Source organism: Actinomycetospora sp. TBRC 11914, from assembly GCF_012933465.1.
Taxonomy (GTDB): Bacteria; Actinomycetota; Actinomycetes; order Mycobacteriales; family Pseudonocardiaceae; genus Actinomycetospora.
The window spans coordinates 209,209-230,069 of sequence record NZ_JABBND010000007.1; the positions used below are offsets into that span (position 1 = coordinate 209,209).

The following is a 20,861-nucleotide window of genomic DNA, read 5'->3' on the forward strand; positions in this document are numbered from 1 at the left end:
CCGGCGTCAGGCGTCGGCGCGCAGGACGTACCCGACCCCGCGGACCGTGTGGATCAGCCGCGACTCGCCCTCGGCCTCGGTCTTGCGACGCAGGTAGCCGATGTACACCTCGAGGGCGTTGCCCGTCGTCGGGAAGTCGTAGCCCCAGACCTCCTCGAGGATGCGGCTGCGGGTGAGCACCCGGCGGGGGTTGGCGATCAGCAGCTCGAGCAGCGAGAACTCGGTGCGGGTGAGCTGGATCGGGCGGTCGCCGCGCCGGACCTCGCGGGTGACGGGGTCCAGCGACAGGTCCGCGAACGTGAGCGGCTCGGGGTGGTCGTCGCGGTCGCGGTCCTCGGGCGAGGTCCGCCGCAGCAGCGCCCGCAACCGCGCGAGGAGCTCCTCGAGGGCGAAGGGCTTGGCGAGGTAGTCGTCGGCGCCCGCGTCCAGCCCGGCGACCCGGTCGGAGACCGCCTCGCGGGCGGTGAGGACGAGGACGGGCAGGTCGTCGCCCGCGCTGCGCAGCCGCCGGCAGACCTCGAGGCCGTCGAGGCGGGGCATCATCACGTCGAGGACGAGGGCGTCGGGCCGCTCCTTCTCGATGGTGTCCAGCGCCTGCTGGCCGTCCGTCGCGAGCTCGACCTGGTACCCGTTGAACGCCAGGGACCGGCGCAGCGAGTCGCGCACGGCCCGGTCGTCGTCGACGACGAGGATCCGCATGGGCACAGTCTGGACGCGCGTCCTGAGAGGTACCTGAGGTGGCCTTCGGCCTTGTGAGCACTAACTGTCGCTATACCGACAGTTAGTGCTCACGAGCGCGAAGCGCACCTAGAACTCGACCCGCATCAGGCCCACGACCTCGGTGCGCCACTCGGCGTAGGCGCGCCCGATGCCCTCCTCGTCGTCGGTCGGCGTCCGCGACTCCCCCGGGTCCCCGGTGACCTTCGCGGCGATCTGCTCGCCGGTCCACGAGCGGTCGGCGACGCGGACGGTCAGCCGCTCGGGCGCCCGCTCGGCGCGCAGGGCGTGGGCGAGCACCCGCAGCATCGCCGCGCGCGCGTCGGCGTCGTCCGGGGCGTCGACGTCGACGTTGGTCTGCCCGCCGACGAGCATGACGTTCGCGTTCGGCGCGAGCGTCGGCAGCACCGTCGCGGCCGCCCGGAAGCGCGACAGCATGCCCTGGGTGAGGAACTGCTCGACCTTCGCGACGACGCTGCCCTCGCCCGGCGTCATCGCGACCGGCAGCTGCACGTAGGCGTCGAAGGTCTTCCCGTCGACGGCCTCGCCGAGCCGGTCGGGGTTGTCGACGACGACGACCTCCGCCCCCGTCGCCTTCACCGCCGACGAGACCTCGTCGAGCCGCTCGCCACCACCGGTCACCAACACGGTCGTCATGCCGCCGAACCCTAGTTCGCCGGGTCGGGACTCGGCAGCGGCGAACGGGGAGAAGATCGGTTCAGCGGTACAGCGCGACCACCTCGGCCGCCCGTGACGCCATCAGCGCCCGCACCTCCGGCGGCCCGAGGACCTCCGCGACGGCGCCGAACCCCAGCAGGACCCCGACGGCGGCCCCCGCCGCGCGGAAGGGCAGGTGCACGACGTCGGGTCGGTCCGGGTCCGGCGACGGCGGCCCCACCAGCTGCGCCGCCACCACCCGCTCGACCATCGCCCGCCGCCCCGCCCCGACGCGCACCGCCACCGTCACCGCCTCCGGCGCGTCCTCCAGCCGGTCCCGCAGCTCGACCCACACGGCCTCGAGGTCGCGGTCGTCGGGACGCCGCGCGGGCGTCCCGGTCCACGCGACCTCCTCGACGCGGCTCACCCGGAACATCCGCGGGGTCCCGCGGGCGGCGGCGACGAGGTACCACGTGCCGGCCTTGCTGACCAGGCCGTACGGGTCGACGGTCCGCCACCCGGCCGTGCCGCCCGACCCGGGCCGGTACCGGATCCGCACGCGCTCGTCGGCCGTCACGGCGCGCTCGAGCGCGGCGAGCGCCGGATCGTCCCCCGCCGGCTGCCCGGCGCGGTGCCAGCCGTGCTGCTCGACGACGACGGTGCGCCGCGCGGCGGCGATCCCCGGCCGCCGGGCCTCGGGCACCGCCGCGAGCAGCTTGCGCACCGCCGAGGCCACCGCCCGGCCCAGCGAGCCGCCCTGCTCCCCGTCGGTCAGCGCGAGCAGGGCCCGCATCTCGGCATCGGTGAGGCCACTGACGTCCGTCCGGAACCCCGGCATGAGCACCACCCCGCCGTGGCGCCCCCGCTCGGCGTAGACCGGGACCCCCGCCGACGACAGCGCCTCGACGTCGCGGGCGACGGTGCGGGTGGAGACCTCGAGGCGGGCGGCGAGGTCGGGCGCCGAGAGCCGGCCGTGGGTCTGCAGGAGCAGCAGGGTGGCCAGCAGGCGGTCGGAGCGCACGGGTCCGAGATTCTCACGGAATCACGACAACACGTGTCGGGATTCGGGGCGCATCGTGCTCGGCATGACCCTCACCGCCGTTGCCAGCAAAGCGTCGTTGCTTGCATCCAGTGGCAGAAAAGCCGCTCCGTCGGCCCCCACCCGGACCTCGACGCCCGCCCCGACGTCGACCCACCACGTCCTGCACCCCGCCGGCCCGTTCTCCCTCGACCTCGCCCGCACCGCCGTCATGGCCTGGGCCCCGGTCTCGCGGTTCGCCCGCGACGCCGCCCGCCCGCTGGTGCTCGCCGCGATCGCCGACGACGACCTGCGCCCCGTCGCCTTCGCCCTCACCCAGGGCGCCGTCGACGGCCCCGTCGCCCTCGAGGTCCTCGGCACCGGCGACCCCGACGCCGCGCGCGCCCAGGCCGCCCGCCTCGTCTCCCTCGACCACGACGCCACCGGTCTGGCGGACGTCGCCACCCGCGACCCCGCCGTCGGCGCCCTCCTCGCCCGCCGCCACGGCCGCCGTCCCACCCTCTTCCCCAGCCCCTACGAGGCCGCCGCCTGGGCCGTGATCTCGCCGCGCATCGGGAAGGCGCGGGCCGCCACGCTCACCCGACGACTCGCCACCGACCACGGCACGACGCTGCATCTCGCCGGCGAGTCCGTCGCGACCTTCCCGACGCCGCAGCGCCTCCTCACCCTCGACGAGGTCCCCGGCCTGCCCGCCGAGAAGGTCCGCCGCCTCCACGGCGTCGCCCGCGCCGCCCTCGACGGCGACCTCGACATCCACCGCCTGCAGGCCCTCGGTCCCGACGGTGCCCGCGCGGCGCTGCGTCGGATCCGTGGCATCGGGGAGTTCTGGTCGTCGGGCATCTGGCTGCGGGCGTGCGGGGTCGTCGACGAGTGGCCCGACGAGCCCCGCGCCACCGCGCTGCTCGCCCGCCTCCACGGCCGCGAGCCCACCGACTACGACGACCCCGCCACCCTCGCCGCCGCCACCGCGCCGCTCGCGCCCTACCGCACGTGGGTCGCCTTCGCGCTGCGCATGGGCGACGCGTGACCACCACCCGACCCACCGACCAGGAGCACCCCGTGGACGACCCCCGCCCCACCCTGATCCGCGCCGCCGACCAGGTCGTCGGCCTCGTCGGGACCGACACGCCCCTCGACGCACCCACGCCCTGCGACGGCTGGACCATCGACGACCTGCTCGCCCACCTCGTGACCGTCCTCCGGCGGGTCGCCCACGTCGGGCGCGGCGGGCACCCGTTCGACCTGCCCCACCAGCTCCCCCAGGACGGCGTGCCGGCCTACGTCGCCGCCCTGGCCGCCGGGCGGGACGAGGTCGCCGCGGTCTGGGCGCCCGACGGCGGCCCGGCCGTGCTCGAGCGCGAGGTGAGCGTCCCCTGGGGCGTCGTCGCGGGGCGGGCCGCCGGCTGGGGCTACGTCCGTGAGCTGGCCGCGCACGCCTGGGACCTCGCCGTCGCGCTCGGGGTCGCGGACACCCTCGACCCGGAGCTCGCCGCGGCCGTCGTCGACCCCGTCCGCGCCGACCTCCCGGCCGAGCCACGCGGCGGCCCCATCCCGTTCGGGCCCGTCGTCGACGTCCCCGACGACGCCGGGCCCTACGCGCGGCTCGTCGGCTGGCTCGGCCGAGACCCGGCCCGGCGGCTCACAGCACCCCGCTGAGCGCCTGCATCCCGAGGCTCGACGCGCCGACCAGCGCCCACAGGCAGGCCCCGAGCAGGAGCGGCCGGACGCCGGTGCACCGCAGGTCGGCGATCCGCAGCGAGAGCCCGATACCCGACAGCGCCGTCGTGATGAGGAAGGTCCCGACGACGGTGAGGGCGGGGTGCCAGGACGTGGGCACCACCCCGACCGTCGTCAGCGCCGACGCCACCACGAACCCGACCAGGAAGAGGGGCACCAGGCGCCGCCACGGCAGGCGCTGCGGGGCCGGGTCGGCCCCGGAACCGGCACCGCCTCGCCGTCGGGACACCCGGAACGACACCGCCACGACCACCGGGATGATCATCAGGCTCCGGGTGAGCTTGACGACCACCGAGTACGGGCCGCCGTCGCCGCCGTAGGCGTAGCCCGCGGCGACCACCGAGGACGTGTCGTTGATCGCCGTTCCGGCCCAGAGCCCGAAGGCGTGCGGGGAGAGCCCGAGCAGGTGCCCGAGGGGCGGGTAGGCGAGCACCGCGACGACGTTGAAGACGAAGATCGTGCCGATGGCGTAGGCGACGGTCGACTCCCGCGCCCGCAGCACCGACTGGGTCGCGGCGATCGCCGAGGCGCCGCAGATCGCGGTGCCGACCCCCACCAGCAGCGTCGTGTCCCGCTCGATCCCCAGGAGCCGCCCGACGAGCCACGCCCCGCCGAGCGCGACCGCGAGCGTCCCCAGCATCACCGGCAGCGACGACGACCCGACCGCCGCCACCTGGTGCAGCGACAGCGTCCCCCCGAGCACGACGATCGAGGTCTGCAGCACCGGCTTCGCGGCGACCGCGAGGCCCGGGCGCCACCGCTCCCCCGGGTGCAGCACGGCCCCCACCAGGACACCGAGCACGATCCCGAACACCGGGCCGCCGACCACGGGCACCTCGGTGCCGGCGGCCGTCGCCACCCCGGCGACGACGACGGCGAGCGCCAGTCCCGGCACGCGGCCGCGGACGCCGTCGGCGAGGCGCGTGACGGATCCGGCGGAGTGTCCCGGCCGGACGAGTGCGGGCGCGACCACGACGTCTCCTCACCGTAAATGTCCGTACCTTTATGTCCGGACATTAGGGAAGGGAGGATGTACGGTCAAGTGGGGAGGGAGGGCCATGGGTCCCAGAGCGCTCGAACGGGCGGGGGGTCGTCCGCTGTGGTCGCAGCTGCAGGACGATCTGCTGCGGCGCATCCGCGCGCACGAGTTCGACTCGTCCTTCCCCGGCGAGCTCGCGCTCACCGAGGAGTACGCGGTGAGCCGGCACACCGTCCGGCAGGCGCTCGGCCAGCTGCGCGCGGACGGCATCGTCGTCGCCGAGCGCGGCCGGCCGCCACGCCTGGTCCGCGGCGGGCCGCCCCGGGCGATCGACCAGCCGGTCGACGAGGTCTACAGCCTGTTCGCCTCCGTGGAGGAGTCCGGGCGCACGCAGACGAGCACGGTGCGCCGGCTCGACCGGGTGGCCGACGGCGTCGTCGCGACGCGGCTCGGGCTCGAGGAGTCCACGCCGCTGCTGCTCCTCGAGCGGCTGCGCCTCGCCGACGACGAGCCCCTGGCGTGGGACCGGGTGTGGTTGCCCTGGGAGCTCGCCGAGCCGCTGGTCGGGATCGACCTCACCCGCACCGGCCTCTACGCCGAGCTGGCGGCCCGCGCCGGCGTCCACGTCGACGGCGGGCGCGAGCGCATCCACGCGGACGTGGCCGACTCCGGCGCCGCGCGCCTGCTCGGCGTCACGCCGGGGGCACCGATCTTCGAGATCGACCGGCTCGGGTCCTCGGGCGACCGCGCCGTCGAGTGGCGGCACACGACGGTACGGGCGGACCGCTTCTGCCTGTCCGCGACGTTCGGCAGCCGGGGATCGTCGACTCCGTGGGCGCTCGAGCAGGCCCGCCCGGCACACTGAGGCGCCGCCGCCGCTTGGAGGACCCGATGGACGACGCCGTGCTCGCCCCCGCCGCCGCCGACTCGCTCGCCCGCTGGCACGCGATGGTCGCGGCCGAGGACTTCTCGAGGCTCGCGGAGATCGTCCACCCCGACGCGGTGTTCCACTCCCCCGTCGCCCACATCCCGTACCACTCGCGCGACGCCGTCGTCCTCGCCGTCTCCACCGCGCTCGAGGTGTTCTCCGGCTTCACCTACCACCGCACGTTCGTCGCGGCCGGCGGCCACGAGGTGGTGCTGGAGTTCCGCGCGCGGGCGGGCAACCGGGACGTCCACGGCATCGACATGATCACGTTCGACGACGACGGCCTGATCGTCACCTTCGAGGTCATGGTGCGGCCCGCGTCGGGCCTGCAGGCGCTCGCGCGGGAGATGGCCGAGCGGGTCGGGACGCAGCTGTCGGGCTACGCCCAGTAGGGACAGCCCAGGAGAGACGGCTCGGTGGACCGGCTCAGTAGACCGGCTCGATGTCGTCGAGCCAGGACTTGACGGTGCTCGCGGTGAGCCCCCGCACCGGCGCGAGGAGCTCCTTGAGCTGACCGGTCAGACCGACGACCGACGCGTGGTCGAGCCCACCCCCGCTGCCGCCGCGCGCGCTGAGCTTCGTCGCGAGGTCGACGACCTGGGTACGGCGGTGGGGATCGAGGTCGAGCGCCTCGATGTTGGCGAGCACCGAGCGCGCGGCCACGCGGGCCTGTTCGCCTGCTCGGTCCTCCTCCATCACGGCGCCGACGCTACCGGAGCCGGTGTGGTCCAGTCGTTCGGAAACGATGTGATCGTGCACGTCCGACCGGGGGCGTGACGGTGACCTCAGCCGGTGCGGAGCCCGCGGTGCGCGGCGATGGCCCTGGCGAGCCGGTCGGCGGTGGCGCGCACCGCGCCACCGTCCTCGCCGGCCACGCCCTCGACGGTCCGCCCCAGCAGCCCGGCCACCCGCGCGAGCTCGGCGAGGACCTCGGCGGGCTCCTGTCCGGTCGACTCTGCGTCACGGGCCCGGGAGACGACCGCGCGGAGCGCGTCGGCCGCCTCGCGGGCGCTCGACACCTCGCACTTCTCTCCCGTCACAGGAGTGGGCTACCCGCGTGTCACCTCGACACGCGCCGACCTGCCGGAACATGCCCGACGTCACCACCACGGGCGGATCGTGCGGTGGCGTCGCCCGACGTCCTAGCTGTCCGGCCGCCCGGCGTCGTCGCCCTCGACGTCGGCCCCCCGCGTCGTCGTCGCGCACTCGCGGTCGATCTCGTCCTGTTCGCGCGTGGCCTGCCGCTGGGACCGGTGGAGGGCGCCGCGATTGCGCTCGAGACGATCCTCCGCCCGGCGCACCGCCTGGGCGGCCCGGTCCAGCGCTGCATGCGAGCGCTCGAGGTGCTCGACGGTGGTCACGCCCGCCAACCGGGCGAGGTGGTCCAGGGAGGCCTCGCGCTCGTCGGCGCGCTGCTCCCGCTCGTCGGCCAGGCGCTCCCGCCGGTTGGCCTCGGCCTGCCGGCGGTCGGCCTCGATCTCGCGCTCGTCCGCGGCGGCGTCCCGGGCGTCGGCGCGCGCGTCCCGGTCATCCGCGGCCGTGTCCTGGGCGTGACCGGCACCCGGCGTGACGATTTCCGAACTCTCGACCATGACGGCCACCACGGTAGTAGGGACAGCCACCCTCGTCTGCGGCTCGCACCAGTGTGCTCCTCCGGCAGGCCGGATGGGGCGTTCGTGCGGGCCCGGGGACGGAACGGGCCTTCCCGACGGGCCCTCCGCGGTCTACCGTCGACACCAGGTGATGGAGCTCACCTCCAACCGCGGGCACCTCCGCTGATGGCTCCTGATCGGCTCGCCGATTGGGAGACAGCTGTGCCGCCACCTGATCCCGCCTCCCGTGACCACCCCGCTCCCGGGGGTGGCGAGATGGCGCTGAGTGCCCACGAGGCCCGCCGACTCGACGAGATCGCCGCCCGGCTCAGCGCCGACGAGCCCCGGCTGGCGCGCCGGCTCGCGCGCCACGGGTGGTGGGGACACCACCTCGGCGGGCTCGGGTTCGGGGTGCTGCTGCTGTGCGGGTCGGGCGCCGGGGTCGCGGTCCTGGGCGTGGGCCTGCACTGCGCGGTGGCCTGGGTGATCGCGGTCGGGGCGGCCGCCGTCGTCGTCCTGCCGACCGCCGTCCCCCTGCTGCTCATCGCCGTCGTCCGGCGTCGTCGCGCTCCTCGTCCGCGGGGCGACGCGCACCGTCGAGGGAAAGGTCGAGTGTCGTGATCACATCCGAACGCAGCGGACCCCGGGGCGTCGTCCCGCCTGCGGGGCTCCCCGAGCTGGCCCGGGGGCGGCACCGCCGCCCCGAGGACGGCAGCTGTCTCATGGAGTACGTGTCGGTGCTGGCCGGGTGCGCCTTCTCCGACCGTCCGCGGTGCACCCACCCCGGGCTGGCGTGGCTCGCCCGCCGCGTCAACGACACCGTCGGCGACGCCGCGCGCCCCCGTCTGGGCCTCCTGGCGCCGGAGCTGATCGGGACACGGGTGCGGCGTCGGGGCGTGCGCGCGATCGTCGACGCCGAGCTCGCGTGGGTCGGGACGCGGGCGGCGCCGCACGACCGGTGGCTCCGGGCGTTCCGCGACATCGCGGAGTACCGGCGCGAGGCGGCGACGTGGCCGGGTCCCCCGGGGGGCACGCGCTGGCAGCAGCCGCTCTGGACGGTCGACCGGAACCACGCCTTCGCCGTCGTGGTGGGAGCGCTGGACCGCCTCGGCGCCGCGGAGCGGGACGCGGCGCTGATCGCCGTGCTGGGGGTGAGCGTCCACCGGGTCCGCCGACACCTCCGCCTGGACGCCAAGCCCGTCGGGCCCGGGAGAAGGCGTGCGTGCTGAGCGCCGGATCGGGTACGGGGAGGAGCAGTACCCCGGGCCGGAAGAGGCATCGACATGACGATCACCGAGCTGCTCACCCTGAGCGAGATCGCCGGGGGTCTGCGCCACGACGACCCCGAGCTCGCCCGCGCCCTGACGGGACGGGCTCCGGGTCGGCGGGCCGCGCGGTGGGTGGACCGGCTGCGACGGCGCAGGCTCACCACCGTCGTCATCCGTAGGTCGCGACCGGGGTGAGGAGCGTCCGATCGGGTGCCGCTCCCAGGCCCGGCTCCTGCGGGACCTCGAGGTACCCGTCCTCGACGACGACCGGTCGGCCCGGGTCGTAGTGGCCCTCGATGTAGTCCTGGGCGATCCAGACGCCCTCGAGCAGGCGCGGTTCGACGGTGGCGGCGAGGTGGATGCACGCCGCGGCCACGACCGCACCGCCCCAGGCGTCGTCGCAGGTGTGCGGCAGCGAGCGCAGGGCGCACAGGTCGCGCGCCTGGGCCGCCCGCGTCGGGCCACCCAGCCGGGTCACCTTGAACGAGAACGCGTCGGCCAGCCCCTCCGAGATCGCGCGCAGCACGGCGTCGACGTCCTCGGTGGTCTCGTCCAACGCCACCGGGTGCGTGAGCCGTCCGCGCAACAGCGCCATCTCCCCGAGGGTGTTGCACGGCTGTTCGAGGACGAAGGGGACGTCGGCGGTGAGCCGGTCGAACTGCACGGCGTGGGCCACGGTCATCGCCCGGTTCGCGTCCACGGCGAGCCGCGCCCGGTGCCCGACCGCCTCCCACACCCGGTGCACGGTCTCGACGTCCCGCGCCAGATCACGCCCGCCGATCTTCACCTGCACCCGGGTGTACCCCTCCGCGACCTTCGCCGCCGCGCTCCGGGCGCCGTCCTCCGGGCTCCCGACGGTCACCGAGTAGTAGGCAGGCACGCGGTCGACCAGCGCGCCGCCGAGCAGCGTCGAGACCGGGACGCCGAGCTCCTGGCCGAGGAGGTCGAGCAGCGCGGTGTCGAGGGCGGCCTTGGCGTAGCCGTGCCCCGCCAGCAGCTCGTCCATCCGCCGGGCGAGCCCGCGAGGCGAGGCGATCTCCGCGCCGATCAGGCCGGGGCCGATCTGCTCGAGCGCGGCGCGGGCCCCGAGGGCGTGGTGGGGCTGGTAGACCGGCCCCAGCGGACAGGTCTCGCCCCACCCGTGCCGCCCGTCGTCGGTGACGACCTCGACCAGTGTGCTGTCGAGTTCGTGCACCGTGGTGTGGGACATGCGGTAGGGCTCGCCGACCACCGGGAGCGATGCCCGGTGGACGTGGATGCGTTCGATCTTCATCTAGAGGTCCAGCCGCAGCGTCGTGCAGCCGCGCTCGGCGCGGGACACACAGATCAACAAGCAGCTGTTCTCCGCCTGCTCGTCGCTCTCGAGCACGGAGTCGCGGTGCTCGGCCCGCCCGGCGAGGATCGGGGTCTCGCAGCTGCCGCAGGTGCCCTCGCGGCAGGAGAAGTCGACGGGGAGGTCGAGCTCCTCGGCGATCTCGAGGATCGAGGCCCCGGCGGGGACGGTCGCGGTGAGCCCGGAGGCGGCGAACTCGACCTCGAACGCCTCGTCGGGACCCTCGCCCTCGATCACCTTCGGCGTGAACCGCTCGAGGTGCAGGGCGTCTCGGTCCGGGACGGCCGCCTCTACCGCGGCCAGCATGGGCTCGGGCCCACAGGCGTAGATCAGGGTGTCCGGGTCGAGGTCGCCGAGGACGTCCGCGAGCGGAAGCAGGCCCTGCTCGTCCTGCGGGACGACGGTGACGCGGTCGCCGTACACGGCGAGCTCGTCGAGGAACGCCATCGAGGACCGGGTGCGCCCGCCGTAGAGCAGCGACCAGTCCCCGCCGTGGGCCCGGGCGCCGGCGATCATCGCGAGGATCGGGGTGATCCCGATACCGCCGGCGACGAACAGGTACCGCTCGGCGGGGACCAGCTCGAAGTGGTTGCGGGGCGTGGAGACCTGCACGAGGTCGCCGACGTCGAGCTTGGTGCACACGAACTCCGACCCGCCCCGGCCGGCGGGCTCGCGCAGGACGCCGAGCCGCCATGCGGTGCGGTCTGCCGGGTCGGAGGACAGCGAGTACTGCCGCACGATCCCCTCGTCGAGCGCGAGGTCGACGTGGGCCCCCGCCGTCCAGGCGGGGAGGTCGTGGCCGTCGGGGTGGGCCAGGGCGAGCGAGACGACGCCGTCGGCCTCGTCGCGGCGGTCGCGGACGATCAGTTCCACGGGAACCTCCTCCGGTCGGACGGGTGCACGTGCGGCGGCGTCATCGCATCTGCCCGTCGCCGCCGCAGGGGTGCGGGCTGGTGGTGGCGGGGTCCTCGACAGGGGGATGTCGACGGCGGCGGTCACGGGTCCGGAACATCCGCGTCATGGTGTCCTCGTCGCCCGCGGGGACCCGGTGGATGCCGACCATCTTGTCGATGACCATGTTCTGGAACCGGTGCAGCGGCTCCTCGAACCGGAAGCACATCCGGCCGCCGCGGTAGGCCGGGTTCTCCAGCCCGTCCTGTACCCGCTCGACGATCTCGAGGTCCTGCCGGTTCACCAGGTCCCAGAACTTCGCGAGCTGCTCGATCCCGGCCTCGGCGTCGGGATCGTCGGCGGCTTCGGGGTGGGTGAGCAGGACGGCGGTCTCGACGGTGCGGTCGGCGGCGACGGGCCGGTTGAACAGCACGAACGCGTGGTTGGGCAGGACGACCAGCGCCGTCGAGGGGAACAGCCAGACGAAGCGGCCACTGTCGGCGTCCTGCTCGCGCAGTGTGCTGAGCGGGGAGAGGCCGTCCCAGCCGCCGGCCTCGGTGTTGCGCGAGACCGGGGTGGTGCACATCCCGGTGTAGAGCCCGGGTCCCTGCCAGCGGTAGTGGTCGGAGAACTTCGAGACCTGGTTCAGCTCCGGGTGGACCCAGGGCAGGTGGTAGTACTCCATGAAGTTCTCGCCGACGAGCTTGTAGTTCGCTGCGACGTCGTAGGTGAGCCGGCGCTGCGCGGCCCACTCGTCGAGCCGGTAGTCCGCGAAGCGCTGAGGCAGGTCGCCCAGCGCCGTCGTCAGGGGTTGGGGGTCGACCGAGAGATTGACGAAGAGGAAGAAGCCCCAGCTGTCGACGGCCACGGGCAGCAGGCTGTAGTCCGCCTTGTCGAAGCCCTTGGCCATCTGGTCGAAGATCGTCTCCTCGCCTGCCGGTACATCGGAGCCCTCGAACAGCGGGGTGCCGAGGCACGCGCCGTCCGTGTCGTAGGTCCAGTTGTGGTAGGGGCAGCGAATTCGATTGCGGTGGCCGACCTCGCGGGCATCGCCCTTGAGCAGCTTCGTCGCGCGGTGCCGGCAGACGTTGTGGAAACCGCGCAGTTCACCGTGCCGGTTCCGCGTGATCAGGATCGAGCGTCCCGCCACCTCGACGACGACGCACCGTCCCGGCTCGTCGACGTCGCCCACCAGCCCGACCGCGACCCAGCTGGACGTGAACACCCTGTCCTGCTCGAGGGCGAAGAACTCCGGCGAGCAGTAGGCGTCCGGGATCAGGGTCGACGCGAGGTCGACCGGGAGCCGGGTGTGCCGGTAGGTGTCCTCCTCGGTGAACCCGGCCGGGGCGATCGGCCGCGCCGGGAGCGCGGCGTACGGGTCGGCGGACGGGTCGACGGTCTCGGTCATCGCGGGGACTCCCTCCTGCGGCGAGAACGGGGGGCGGGTCGGGACGGCGGCCCGCTCGGTGACGAACCAGGGCTCAGACATGGAAGCTGCGCGGGAACGACGGGTCGGTCAGCGCCGGCCGGTCGAGCGCGAAGGCCTCGATCGGGTGGGCCGGGGCGCGGTCGAGGGCGAGGTCGGCGAGCAGCGAACCGATCAGGGCCGCGAACTTGTAGGCATGCCCGGCGCCGTTGGCGACGACGATCTGCGGGTGCTCGGGCAGCCGGTCGAGGATGAAGTTCTGGTCCGGCGGCACCGTGTAGAGGCAGGTCTTCGAGTACAGCTCGGGGCCGCCGAAGCGCGGCAGGTGATCGTCGAGGAACGCGGCGTACCGGTTCCGGCGCACGTCGTCGGGGACGAAGCTGCGGGTGTCGGCGGTGGTCTCCTCGCCGCCCATGTGCTGGCCGAGCTTCGTCGCGACCTCACCGTAGACGGGGAAGCCGTAGAAGTTGTGCGCCCCGTGCCACATGAACACCGGGAACCGCGACGGCGCGAACTCCGCGAGGTACGGAGTCGAGTAGTAGGTCACCTGCTCGCGCAGCACCGTCAACGGCAGCTGCAACCCGGTACCGGCGAGCACCTGGTTGGTCCAGGCGTCCGCCGCGACGACGACGCGGTCGGCGCGGTAGGTGCACTCGTCGGTGACGACCACGACGCCCTCGCCGTCGGGCCGGATCGCCCGCACCGGGGTGTTCGCCCGGACCTCGGCGCCGTGCGCCCGGGCCAGGGCGAGGTGAACCGCGTTCGCCCGGGCGGCGTCGACGATGCCCGACTCCGGCTGGTAGAGCGCCTGCTCGCCACCACCGACCCGGAACTGGGGCCACCGCGCGACGAGCTCGTCGGCGTCGAGGACCTCATAGCCGTAGCCGAACCGGTCGAACATCGCGGTGTAGCCCTCGATGTTGCGGCTGCCCGTCTCGGCGCCCTGCCGCGCGACGCGGTCCTCGATGACGAGGCCGCCGGTGCGGGTCACGATCTGCTGCAGCGACTCGCCCTCCACCTCGTCCCACGCCTTGTAGGCGGCCGAGGCGAGGGCGGCGTACTGGGGCTGGTGCTGGGCGAGCCGGATGATCCGGGAATGGTCCTGTGAGGCGCCCCGGTCATGACCGAGCTCGAACTGTTCGAGGCCCAGGACGCCGGACCTGAGTTCGGTGGCGAGGCGGTACAGCGCGGCGGAACCGAGGCCGCCGCAGCCCACGACGATGGCGCGATACGTGTCCACGACGGACTCCTGCTTCATCTCCGAGGAGGGACGACTCGGATCGTGTGACGGCACGAACCACCGGGCCGCGGCGCCGAGGGCCCGGGGTGCTGCGTTCAGTGTGAAGAGATCGACTGCTGGCGTCCATCGAAGACTCGTTCACGTCACCTTGTACGGTTCATACATGATCGACCGTCGGCTGAAGGTCCTCCAGGCGATCGCCCGCCACGGCACGGTCACGGCTGCCGCGGAGGTGTGCCGGCTGACCCCGTCGGCGGTCTCGCACCAGATGCAGGCGCTGGCGCGCGAGCTCGACGTCGTCCTGCTGGAACCGACCGGTCGCACGGTGCGGCTGACGGCGGGCGCACACACGCTGCTCGAGCACGCGGCGGCGCTCACCGCGCAGTGGGAGCGCGCGCAGGCCGACCTCGCCGCGCACCAGGACCGCTCCGAGCTCACCGGGACGCTGCGCGTCGGCGGCTTCTCCACGGCGGCCGCCGTCGTCGCCCCGCGCGCCCTGACCCTGCTACGCGAACGGCATCCCAGCCTGCGCGTCCAGCTCCGCGAGATCGAGCCCGCCCGAGCCTTCGACCTGCTCGCCGCGGGCGACACCGACATCGCCGTCGTGGTGGCCACGCCGAGCATTCCCCCGCGCACCGACCCTGACTTCGAGCAGCACCCGCTCTACCACGAGCCGCTCGACGTCCTCGTCGGTCCGCACCACCCCATGGCCGACCGGAGCGCGGTCTCCCTCGACGAGCTCGCGCGGGACCAGTGGGTGATGGGCTCGCCGGGTCGGGCCTATCACCAGCTCGTCACGCTGGCCTGCACGGGCGCCGGCTTCGATCCCGCCGTCGAGCACCACGCGGACACCTGGGACACCGGGGCGGCCCTCGTCGCCCGCGGCTTCGGGGTCGCCCTCATCCCACGCCTGGTCGACCTGCCCGGCTCGGCCGAGACCCGCCGTATCCCCATCGCGGGCGCGTCCGTCCCCACGCGCCACGTCATCACCGCCGTGCGCGGCGGCGCGGCGGAGCAGCCGGCGATCGCGGCAGGCCTCGCCGCGCTGCGCGAGGTCCGTCGGTACGAGCTGCCGGAGCTGACCGAGATCGCGTGACTCTGTACGTCTCGTACACGGTCACGTGAAAGAGACGGCGATGGACACGGGTCACCACGCCACCCACCGGCCGCGCTCGGACACCTCACTGAGTCCAGCCGGTCCCGCACGGTGGGCGTGGTCCCGGCGCCGGGTGCAGGTCGCGACACCTCCGACCCCGCCGTCCGCAAGATCGGCCCGGCCAGGTTCCACCCGCACGAGCTCCGGCACACCGCGGCCTCCCTCGCGATCGCCTCGGGCGCCGACGTCAAGGTCGTCGGGCTGGTGCTGGGGCACAGGACCGCGACGATGACCCTCGGCCTCTGCGGGCACCTCTTCCCTGACAGAGCTCGACGAGCTCGCCGACCGCTTCGACGACGCCGTGTGTGCACCAGATGTGAACCAGGGGCCACCGACGACGCCGGGGAGGCCGACCAGTGACGGTGAACATGCAGCTAGGCTGCGTACGGGCCCCCGTAGCTCAGGGGATAGAGCACCGCTCTCGTAATTCGCACAGGCGTTCGATCGGCCTGGTCCGATCGGTTTGCGCCCTGCTCCGCGGTGCCATCTCGTACCTGCACGGCCCGGGCTCGCCCCCCTGGACCCGGGCCGTGCGTGGACCGAATGTGTACCGGGAGCTTGACGAGTCCTGCCGCTCCCTTCACTGCGACGGCGGTGGGTCGTCGGGCTCCTACGGTGGCGGGTTCTCCAGAGCCGCCCGGAGCTTGGCGGCGGTTTCCGCGTCGGGCGCAACCGACTCGACACCGGAGCCCGCGCGCAGGTTGCCCTCGATCTCGATCTGCTCGCGGCGTTCGTCAGTGCCCGGGTCGACCTCGCTCGGCTCCGCGCGGGACCGACGCCGCAGCTGCTCGATCTCCACCTTGATCTGCGCGCTGTGTCCTCGGGCAGCGCGGGCATGTGCGACCGCGTCCTGCGCGTGTTCGAGTGCGCCGTGGATGTCCCACAGGTTCTTGCGGGCCACTGGGGCCTCCGTCGTCCCGCTCGGGGATTGCCCAAGCTACGAGTCGGCACAACAGGTGCACCGAAGGATCGGTGATGCCCGGGCGACCGCAGGCCGCAAACTCCCGGCGAGTCCCGCGCCGCAGCGCTACTCGTCGCGCTCGATCTGCTCCGGTAGATCACCCGTGTCGGGCCGCATCGGCTGCCACGAAAGCTTGATCACAAGGGCGCGCAATGCGCGTTCAGAGGCCAGGTCCGCCTCGAACGGGGCCATCGCGTCATCGCGGTCGTCCATCGGCGCGCTCCAACTGGGTCAGTCAGAACCTGGGTGCGCTCGCTCTGTGAACGTGACCCGAGATCGTACGGACCCCGAGCAGTCTGCAAAAGCCTCACAGCGTCACCCCCGGCGAGGCGCCCACTCCTACATCGGCACCTCCGGGTCGCGCGTCAGGGCACATAGCGACCCTGGGCCGGTCAAGCTGCCGAGGTTCGGGCAGGCGTCGACGACCGCCACCCACGTGCAGGAGGACCGCGAGGCGGCGGCGTGCGCCCCGGGTGGAGTCCGTCCCGGCTCCACCGCGTCTACGGGCTCTTCGGCCGTCGGAGGCTCGCCAGCAAGGGAGGAAGCAGACGATCTTGAACGGCCCTCAGCGTCGCTGAGCTCGTCCACCCCGCGCCACCGGTCAAGATGGTGTGCGGCCCTTGCTGGTGAGGGACGGCCGTGCAAGCTCGCGCGCCGATGCCTCGCTGAGCACCGCCGGAGGCGGTCCCTTCGTCCTTCTCCTTGGCCGCGTGGCCCTGAGCTGCCCTGAGCAGCGTCACGGCCTCGCGCAGGATCAGAGGTCCGTGAGCTGGTGCCCGTGGCCCTGCCCGTAGGGGCAGGGCCCCGCCGGCGCGCCAGCGCCGGCGCCTCCACGTCACTGCGGAGGGCGTCGTGAGCGCGCCCGGGGTCAGCCCGGCCACCCCGGCTCTTGGTAGTGGGCGAACAGTCTTTCCCAGCCCTCCGGCACGGACTCAGAGGCAGGCAGAGCTACGCGCGAGAGCTAGCCGGTGGAAGCGTCGGGCCCAGCTGCAGCCCTTGCCCAGCATCGGTCGGGTGCGTCGCTGCGGCTCCATGCGCGACCCGGAGGCCGGGGTGGCCCTGGTCGTGAGTAACACCCCGGATGGTCGGCGGGCCGGGTTCGAGGGACTGGTGACCTGCGGATCGGTGTGGGCGTGCCCGGAGTGCGCCGCGAAGGTCGCCGCCAAGCGCGCCGAGGAACTGGCCGCGGTGCTCGACGCGGTCCACGCGGCCGAGGGTTCGCCGTTCATGCTGACCATGCCGGCGCGACGACGACCTGCTCTTCCCCGCCCCGGAGGGCGGCGTTGCTGCGGGTGCGCAACTTCCGCCGCGACACCTTCGACCCCGCCGTGCGCAAGATCGGGCCCGCTGGGTTCCACCCGCACGAGCTCCGGCACACTGCCGCATCCCTCGCGATCGCCTCCGGCGCCGACGTCAAAGTCGTCCGGCTGATGCTGGGGCACAAGACCGCGACGATGACCCTCGACCTCTACGGCCACCTCTCCCTCACAGACTCGCCGAGCTGGCCGACCGCTTCGACGACGCGGTGTGTGGACCGGATGTGGACCCGGACCCCACCCCCGACGGCGGGGACGCCGACCAGTGACCACGAACATGCAGCTAAGCTGCGTACGGGCCCCCGTAGCTCAGGGGATAGAGCACCGCTCTCCTAAAGCGGGTGCCGCAGGTTCGAATCCTGCCGGGGGCGCCCATACCTGCTCGGCCCCGCCTCGTTATCGGCATCACCGGGGCGCTGCGCCGCCTCCACGTCCGTCATGCGCGTCGGGCGCTCGCGACCCCGGGACAACGCCGAGGCCCCGGGGTCCTGGGCGGACTCCGGGGCCATCGGGACGCGGCGGGCTCAGGCCGGCGGCTTGACCGCCAGGACCGGGATCGGGCTCTCCAGCAGCAGGCGCTGGCTCACGCTGCCCAGCAGGGCCTTCCCGACCGGGGTGCGGCGCCGCATCCCGATCACGAGCCGCTCGACGTCGGGCCGGTCGGCGATCTCGTCGAGGACGGCCTCGGCGGGGTCGCGGTCGCCCGGACCGCTGCGCTCGACGACGGTGGTCTTGAGGTCGTCGGGCAGCAGCGACCCGTCGAGCGGGCTGAGCGTCATGTTCAGCACGACGAGGTCGGTGCCGAGCATCCGGGCCTCGGCCACGCCCGCCGCCACGGCGGGCGGACCCTCACGGCCCTCGGGGACGGCGACCAGGACGGTCATGGGGTTCCTCCGGTGGGTGTCGTGGTGGACGCGGGCGACGGGGCGGTCACGCCGGGACCCCGCGGAACTCGTCCTCGAGCTCCTCGAGCGAGCGGTTGCGGGTCTCCGGGACGCACTTGTAGACGAAGACCAGGGCGATCACCCCGAGCACCGCGAAGCCGAAGAACGTGTTCGCGATGCCCGTCGCCTCCCGCACGATCGGGAACAGCAGCGACACGACGGCGTTGGCGAGCCAGAGCACGAGCACGCAGATGCCGATCGCGAGGCTGCGGATCTTCAAGGGGAAGATCTCGGAGAGGATCAGCCAGACCAGCGGACCGATGGTCCCCTGCATGCTGAACACGAAGAGGATCACGAACACGAGGACCAGGTAGGACTTCGCGGGACCGTCGGGCAGCAGGTAGGCCGAGAGCCCGACGAGCAGGTGGAACGTCGTCGTGAGCGTGAAGCCGGCCAGCAGCAGCGTCCGGCGGTCGATCCGGTTCATCAGCGTGAGGCCGACGAGGATGCCGAGCACGCTGAACAGCCCGTTGAGGGTGTTGGCGATGACCGCGGCGTTGGCCGAGAAGCCGGCGCTCTCGAGCAGCTGGGTGCCGTAGTACATGATCGAGTTGATGCCGGTGAACTGCTGGAAGATGCCGAGCCCGGCCCCGATGAAGATCAGGCGGCGGACCCACTTGACCCCGAGATCGGTGGGGCCGGCGGTCTTGGTGGCCGCCTCCTCGGCGGCGAGCGCGCGGACCTCGTCCATCTCCGCGACGGCACGCTCGGGCGAACGGATCTGCTTGAGGACGCCGAGGGCCTCGTCGTCGCGGCCCTGCGAGACCAGCCAGCGGGGGCTCTCGGGCATCCGCAGCATGCCGACGAACAGCGCGATCGCGGGCAGCACGGCGATCACGAGCATGACCCGCCAGATGCCGTCCCAGCCGCTCCAGATGTTGTAGATGATCGCGTTGATCACGAAGGCGGCGAACTGCCCGCTGACGATCATGACCTCGTTGCGGGTCACGATGCCGCCCCGCCGCTCGGTCGGCGCGACCTCGGCGAGGTAGACCGGCACGGTGGCCGACGCACCGCCCACGGCCAGCCCGAGGACGAAGCGGAAGACGGCCAGGACCTGCCAGGTCGGGGCGAGGACACAGCCCAGCGTGCCGACCGCGAAGATCACGGCCAGCATCAGGATGTTGTGCCGGCGTCCGCGGCGGTCCGAGAGCCGGCCCCCGACAAGGGCGCCGATCGCGGCACCGAAGATCAGGATGCTGACGACGAAGCCCTCGGTGAACGAGTTCAGCCCCAGGTCGCGGGACAGCGGCTCGAGGGCGCCATTGATGACGCCGGTGTCGTAGCCGAACAGCAGTCCCCCGAAGGTCGCGACGACGGCGACCAGGCCGAGACGGCGGGAATGGGGACCGGGGGTGTCGGCAGGGAGCGCAACGTGATGCGCTCCCGGGTGAGTGGTCATGGGTCCGACTCCTCGTCGAGTTCAGGAATTGAGAGAATCTGAGGGAATCTGTTCCGACGAGGCCGGATGCGGAATCTCGGTGCGCCGGGTCACACTGAGTGTGACGTCACGTAGGGGCCCGGTCAAGACAATTGTTCGTATCTCCGGAAACCCCGTCGCCACCTTTTTTCGGGCAGGGCGACATGACGCAGGAAAATGCGTCGAAGAGGATGTGACCGGCGGCCGCGCGAGCCGCCGACCTGGTCAGGCGTCGCGCGCTGCGGCGACGAGCACCGACGCGGCCGCTTCGAGTCCCTCGATCGGACCGAGCTCGACGTCCTCGTGCTCGATGTTCACGGCCATGTCGGGGTCGATCTCCGACAATGCCCGCAAGAACTGCGTCCAGAACTGTTGGTCGTGGCCCTTGCCGAGGGCGACGAAATCCCACGCGGCATTCTCGGGCCACGCGTTGAGTGTCGAGTCCCCGCCGAGCCGTACCGGGCTCTCGAGGACCTTCCGGTGCCGGTCGTCCAGGACCCCGTGGATGCGGGTGGCCTCGTTGATCCGGGTGTCCTTCGCGGCCGCGTGCTTCACCAGCGGGCCGAGGTACCGGATCGCGGCGACCGGGTCGATCCCCTGCCAGAACAGGTGGCTGGGGTCCATCTCCGCGCCGATCCAGCGCGCCCCGGTCTGCTCGACCAGCCGCTCCAGCGTGGCGGGGTTGAACACCAGGTTGAACTGGTGCATCTCGAGGCAGACGGTGACGCCGTACTCCCCCGCCAGCGAGTCGATCTCCTTCCAGAACGGCACCCCGACGTCACGCCACTGCTCGTCGCGCGCGTCGGAGTAGGTCGACTCGAAGGGCATCGGGTTCCAGGCCGGGACCGTGCCGCCCCGTTCGGCGGCCGGCAGCCCGGACATCGTGACCACCCGGGAGACCCCCAGCCGGCCGGCCGCGATGATCGCGCGGCGGAGGTCCTCGGCGTGCCGGGCGCCGATGCGGGGGTCGGGGTGGAGCGGGTTGCCGTTGGCGTTCAGTCCGGCGATCTCCACCCCGGCGTCGACGAAGACCCCGAGGTGGTCCTGCACGGCCGTGTCGCTCGTCAGGATGTCGTCGATCGGCAGGTGCACCGGTGGCAGGAAGCCGCCGGCGTTCACCTCCAAGCCGGTGAGGCCCAGCGAGCGGACGACCTCGAGGGCTTCGGGCAGCGGGCGGTCGTGCAGGATCGCGTCATAGACACCGAGTCTCATCGTCGCCTCCGCGCTCAGTCGTTCCGCGGGAAGCCGAGGTCGAGG

26 protein-coding genes, 1 tRNA gene and 1 riboswitch are annotated in these 20,861 nt (G+C 73.1%); of the genes, 11 read left to right on the forward strand and 16 right to left on the reverse strand.

Going from position 1 to position 20,861, the window contains the following annotated elements:
* Positions 1–6 precede the first annotated feature (6 nt).
* The 3 genes from HH311_RS13875 to HH311_RS13885 all read right to left on the reverse strand — a co-directional run bounded on the left by HH311_RS13875 (position 7) and on the right by HH311_RS13885 (position 2,395).
* A complete protein-coding gene (locus HH311_RS13875) occupies positions 7–699 on the reverse strand; it encodes a response regulator transcription factor (protein WP_169184231.1) in 693 nt (230 codons plus the stop codon).
* 108 nt (positions 700–807) lie between these two features.
* Positions 808–1,374: a hypothetical protein gene (locus HH311_RS13880; protein WP_169184232.1), complete on the reverse strand. Its 567-nt coding sequence runs from the start codon at positions 1,372–1,374 to the stop codon at positions 808–810.
* Between the two features lie 61 nt (positions 1,375–1,435).
* Positions 1,436–2,395 (reverse strand): YafY family protein, encoded by a 960-nt coding sequence (locus tag HH311_RS13885; protein WP_169184233.1) that lies wholly within the window; start codon positions 2,393–2,395, stop codon positions 1,436–1,438.
* 64 nt (positions 2,396–2,459) lie between these two features.
* On the opposite strand from HH311_RS13885, the gene HH311_RS13890 reads away from it, so the two are divergent.
* Positions 2,460–3,440, forward strand: coding sequence for a DNA-3-methyladenine glycosylase 2 family protein (locus HH311_RS13890; protein WP_169184234.1), 981 nt, complete (start codon positions 2,460–2,462; stop codon positions 3,438–3,440).
* Positions 3,441–3,472: 32 nt separating this feature from the next.
* Entirely contained in the window at positions 3,473–4,069 is a 597-nt protein-coding gene (locus HH311_RS13895; protein ID WP_169184235.1) for a TIGR03086 family metal-binding protein, read from the forward strand.
* On the opposite strand, the gene HH311_RS13900 is transcribed toward HH311_RS13895, so the two are convergent.
* Positions 4,053–5,123 carry a putative sulfate exporter family transporter gene (locus HH311_RS13900; protein ID WP_312030138.1) on the reverse strand — a complete coding sequence of 357 codons (1,071 nt, stop codon included), beginning with the start codon at positions 5,121–5,123 and terminating at the stop codon, positions 4,053–4,055. The two genes, HH311_RS13895 and HH311_RS13900, sit on opposite strands and share 17 nt — an antisense overlap.
* An 85-nt stretch (positions 5,124–5,208) precedes the next feature.
* Here HH311_RS13900 and HH311_RS13905 point away from each other — a divergent pair, with 85 nt between their 5' ends.
* Both HH311_RS13905 and HH311_RS13910 read left to right on the forward strand, forming a co-directional pair.
* Positions 5,209–5,994: a GntR family transcriptional regulator gene (locus tag HH311_RS13905; RefSeq protein ID WP_169184236.1), complete on the forward strand. Its 786-nt coding sequence runs from the start codon at positions 5,209–5,211 to the stop codon at positions 5,992–5,994.
* Between the two features lie 26 nt (positions 5,995–6,020).
* A complete protein-coding gene (locus tag HH311_RS13910; protein ID WP_169184237.1) occupies positions 6,021–6,449 on the forward strand; it encodes a nuclear transport factor 2 family protein in 429 nt (142 codons plus the stop codon).
* Positions 6,450–6,483: 34 nt separating this feature from the next.
* On the opposite strand, the gene HH311_RS13915 is transcribed toward HH311_RS13910, so the two are convergent.
* The 3 genes from HH311_RS13915 to HH311_RS13925 all read right to left on the reverse strand — a co-directional run bounded on the left by HH311_RS13915 (position 6,484) and on the right by HH311_RS13925 (position 7,649).
* On the reverse strand, positions 6,484–6,756 hold the full coding sequence (locus HH311_RS13915; RefSeq protein ID WP_169184238.1) for a hypothetical protein: 273 nt from the start codon (positions 6,754–6,756) through the stop codon (positions 6,484–6,486).
* Positions 6,757–6,842: 86 nt separating this feature from the next.
* A complete protein-coding gene (locus HH311_RS13920; protein ID WP_169184239.1) occupies positions 6,843–7,076 on the reverse strand; it encodes a hypothetical protein in 234 nt (77 codons plus the stop codon).
* A 123-nt stretch (positions 7,077–7,199) separates the two neighbouring features.
* Positions 7,200–7,649 carry a hypothetical protein gene (locus tag HH311_RS13925; protein WP_169184240.1) on the reverse strand — a complete coding sequence of 150 codons (450 nt, stop codon included), beginning with the start codon at positions 7,647–7,649 and terminating at the stop codon, positions 7,200–7,202.
* A 138-nt stretch (positions 7,650–7,787) separates the two neighbouring features.
* A riboswitch (Fluoride riboswitch) is annotated at positions 7,788–7,852 on the forward strand.
* A 73-nt stretch (positions 7,853–7,925) separates the two neighbouring features.
* On the opposite strand from HH311_RS13925, the gene HH311_RS13930 reads away from it, so the two are divergent.
* The 3 genes from HH311_RS13930 to HH311_RS13940 are packed head-to-tail and all read left to right on the forward strand — an operon-like array spanning position 7,926 to position 9,112.
* Positions 7,926–8,270: a DUF3040 domain-containing protein gene (locus tag HH311_RS13930; RefSeq protein ID WP_169184241.1), complete on the forward strand. Its 345-nt coding sequence runs from the start codon at positions 7,926–7,928 to the stop codon at positions 8,268–8,270.
* The gene (locus HH311_RS13935) at positions 8,267–8,878 is read left to right on the forward strand and encodes a hypothetical protein (RefSeq protein ID WP_169184242.1); all 612 of its coding nucleotides are present in this window, start codon (positions 8,267–8,269) and stop codon (positions 8,876–8,878) included. Before HH311_RS13930 ends, HH311_RS13935 begins: the two co-directional genes overlap by 4 nt.
* 54 nt (positions 8,879–8,932) lie before the next feature.
* Positions 8,933–9,112, forward strand: coding sequence for a hypothetical protein (locus HH311_RS13940; RefSeq protein WP_169184243.1), 180 nt, complete (start codon positions 8,933–8,935; stop codon positions 9,110–9,112).
* On the opposite strand, the gene HH311_RS13945 is transcribed toward HH311_RS13940, so the two are convergent.
* From HH311_RS13945 to solA, 4 genes are read right to left on the reverse strand one after another with little or no spacing between them, the layout of a single operon-like run.
* Positions 9,087–10,190: a mandelate racemase/muconate lactonizing enzyme family protein gene (locus HH311_RS13945; protein WP_169184244.1), complete on the reverse strand. Its 1,104-nt coding sequence runs from the start codon at positions 10,188–10,190 to the stop codon at positions 9,087–9,089. The genes HH311_RS13940 and HH311_RS13945 overlap by 26 nt on opposite strands.
* Positions 10,191–11,123 carry a PDR/VanB family oxidoreductase gene (locus HH311_RS13950; protein WP_312030139.1) on the reverse strand — a complete coding sequence of 311 codons (933 nt, stop codon included), beginning with the start codon at positions 11,121–11,123 and terminating at the stop codon, positions 10,191–10,193. It lies immediately after the preceding gene.
* 40 nt (positions 11,124–11,163) lie between these two features.
* On the reverse strand, positions 11,164–12,630 hold the full coding sequence (locus HH311_RS13955; protein WP_248292549.1) for an aromatic ring-hydroxylating dioxygenase subunit alpha: 1,467 nt from the start codon (positions 12,628–12,630) through the stop codon (positions 11,164–11,166).
* Positions 12,623–13,807, reverse strand: coding sequence for an N-methyl-L-tryptophan oxidase (solA, locus tag HH311_RS13960; protein ID WP_169184245.1), 1,185 nt, complete (start codon positions 13,805–13,807; stop codon positions 12,623–12,625). Before solA ends, HH311_RS13955 begins: the two co-directional genes overlap by 8 nt.
* A gap of 163 nt (positions 13,808–13,970) precedes the next feature.
* Here solA and HH311_RS13965 point away from each other — a divergent pair, with 163 nt between their 5' ends.
* Together HH311_RS13965 and HH311_RS13970 are read left to right on the forward strand one after the other, a co-directional pair.
* The gene (locus HH311_RS13965) at positions 13,971–14,903 is read left to right on the forward strand and encodes a LysR family transcriptional regulator (protein ID WP_169184246.1); all 933 of its coding nucleotides are present in this window, start codon (positions 13,971–13,973) and stop codon (positions 14,901–14,903) included.
* Between the two features lie 117 nt (positions 14,904–15,020).
* Entirely contained in the window at positions 15,021–15,323 is a 303-nt protein-coding gene (locus tag HH311_RS13970) for a tyrosine-type recombinase/integrase (RefSeq protein WP_312030143.1), read from the forward strand.
* Positions 15,324–15,573: 250 nt separating this feature from the next.
* Here HH311_RS13970 and HH311_RS13975 read toward each other — a convergent pair whose 3' ends face one another.
* Both HH311_RS13975 and HH311_RS13980 read right to left on the reverse strand, forming a co-directional pair.
* The gene (locus HH311_RS13975; protein ID WP_169184248.1) at positions 15,574–15,864 is read right to left on the reverse strand and encodes a hypothetical protein; all 291 of its coding nucleotides are present in this window, start codon (positions 15,862–15,864) and stop codon (positions 15,574–15,576) included.
* Positions 15,865–15,990: 126 nt separating this feature from the next.
* Entirely contained in the window at positions 15,991–16,137 is a 147-nt protein-coding gene (locus HH311_RS13980) for a hypothetical protein (RefSeq protein WP_169184249.1), read from the reverse strand.
* Between the two features lie 1,115 nt (positions 16,138–17,252).
* On the opposite strand from HH311_RS13980, the gene HH311_RS31000 reads away from it, so the two are divergent.
* Positions 17,253–17,576: a tyrosine-type recombinase/integrase gene (locus HH311_RS31000; RefSeq protein ID WP_312030144.1), complete on the forward strand. Its 324-nt coding sequence runs from the start codon at positions 17,253–17,255 to the stop codon at positions 17,574–17,576.
* A tRNA-Arg gene (locus tag HH311_RS13990) sits at positions 17,539–17,611 on the forward strand. Before HH311_RS31000 ends, HH311_RS13990 begins: the two co-directional genes overlap by 38 nt.
* Before the next feature lie 153 nt (positions 17,612–17,764).
* Here the strand turns inward: HH311_RS13990 and HH311_RS13995 are convergent.
* The 3 genes from HH311_RS13995 to HH311_RS14005 form a co-directional block, all read right to left on the reverse strand.
* Positions 17,765–18,124, reverse strand: a complete 360-nt coding sequence (locus tag HH311_RS13995; RefSeq protein WP_169184250.1) for a universal stress protein — start codon at positions 18,122–18,124, stop codon at positions 17,765–17,767.
* Between the two features lie 46 nt (positions 18,125–18,170).
* Positions 18,171–19,586 (reverse strand): sugar porter family MFS transporter, encoded by a 1,416-nt coding sequence (locus HH311_RS14000; protein WP_169184251.1) that lies wholly within the window; start codon positions 19,584–19,586, stop codon positions 18,171–18,173.
* Positions 19,587–19,829: 243 nt separating this feature from the next.
* Complete coding sequence (locus HH311_RS14005; RefSeq protein ID WP_169184252.1) at positions 19,830–20,816, reverse strand: sugar phosphate isomerase/epimerase; 987 nt, start codon at positions 20,814–20,816, stop codon at positions 19,830–19,832.
* Positions 20,817–20,861: the final 45 nt, after the last annotated feature.

What these genes read in the sequence shown, in the direction of transcription:
- HH311_RS13890 (WP_169184234.1), top strand. Translation starts at nt 2,460, where the DNA reads ATGACCCTCACCGCCGTTGCCAGCAAAGCGTCGTTGCTTGCATCCAGT.
- HH311_RS13995 (WP_169184250.1), bottom strand. Translation starts at nt 18,124, where the DNA reads ATGACCGTCCTGGTCGCCGTCCCCGAGGGCCGTGAGGGTCCGCCCGCC.
- HH311_RS13930 (WP_169184241.1), top strand. Translation starts at nt 7,926, where the DNA reads ATGGCGCTGAGTGCCCACGAGGCCCGCCGACTCGACGAGATCGCCGCC.
- HH311_RS13925 (WP_169184240.1), bottom strand. Translation starts at nt 7,649, where the DNA reads ATGGTCGAGAGTTCGGAAATCGTCACGCCGGGTGCCGGTCACGCCCAG.
- HH311_RS13880 (WP_169184232.1), bottom strand. Translation starts at nt 1,374, where the DNA reads ATGACGACCGTGTTGGTGACCGGTGGTGGCGAGCGGCTCGACGAGGTC.
- HH311_RS14005 (WP_169184252.1), bottom strand. Translation starts at nt 20,816, where the DNA reads ATGAGACTCGGTGTCTATGACGCGATCCTGCACGACCGCCCGCTGCCC.
- HH311_RS13955 (WP_248292549.1), bottom strand. Translation starts at nt 12,630, where the DNA reads ATGTCTGAGCCCTGGTTCGTCACCGAGCGGGCCGCCGTCCCGACCCGC.
- HH311_RS13940 (WP_169184243.1), top strand. Translation starts at nt 8,933, where the DNA reads ATGACGATCACCGAGCTGCTCACCCTGAGCGAGATCGCCGGGGGTCTG.
- HH311_RS13965 (WP_169184246.1), top strand. Translation starts at nt 13,971, where the DNA reads ATGATCGACCGTCGGCTGAAGGTCCTCCAGGCGATCGCCCGCCACGGC.
- HH311_RS13945 (WP_169184244.1), bottom strand. Translation starts at nt 10,190, where the DNA reads ATGAAGATCGAACGCATCCACGTCCACCGGGCATCGCTCCCGGTGGTC.
- HH311_RS13910 (WP_169184237.1), top strand. Translation starts at nt 6,021, where the DNA reads ATGGACGACGCCGTGCTCGCCCCCGCCGCCGCCGACTCGCTCGCCCGC.
- HH311_RS13875 (WP_169184231.1), bottom strand. Translation starts at nt 699, where the DNA reads ATGCGGATCCTCGTCGTCGACGACGACCGGGCCGTGCGCGACTCGCTG.
- HH311_RS14000 (WP_169184251.1), bottom strand. Translation starts at nt 19,586, where the DNA reads ATGACCACTCACCCGGGAGCGCATCACGTTGCGCTCCCTGCCGACACC.
- HH311_RS13980 (WP_169184249.1), bottom strand. Translation starts at nt 16,137, where the DNA reads ATGGACGACCGCGATGACGCGATGGCCCCGTTCGAGGCGGACCTGGCC.
- HH311_RS13905 (WP_169184236.1), top strand. Translation starts at nt 5,209, where the DNA reads ATGGGTCCCAGAGCGCTCGAACGGGCGGGGGGTCGTCCGCTGTGGTCG.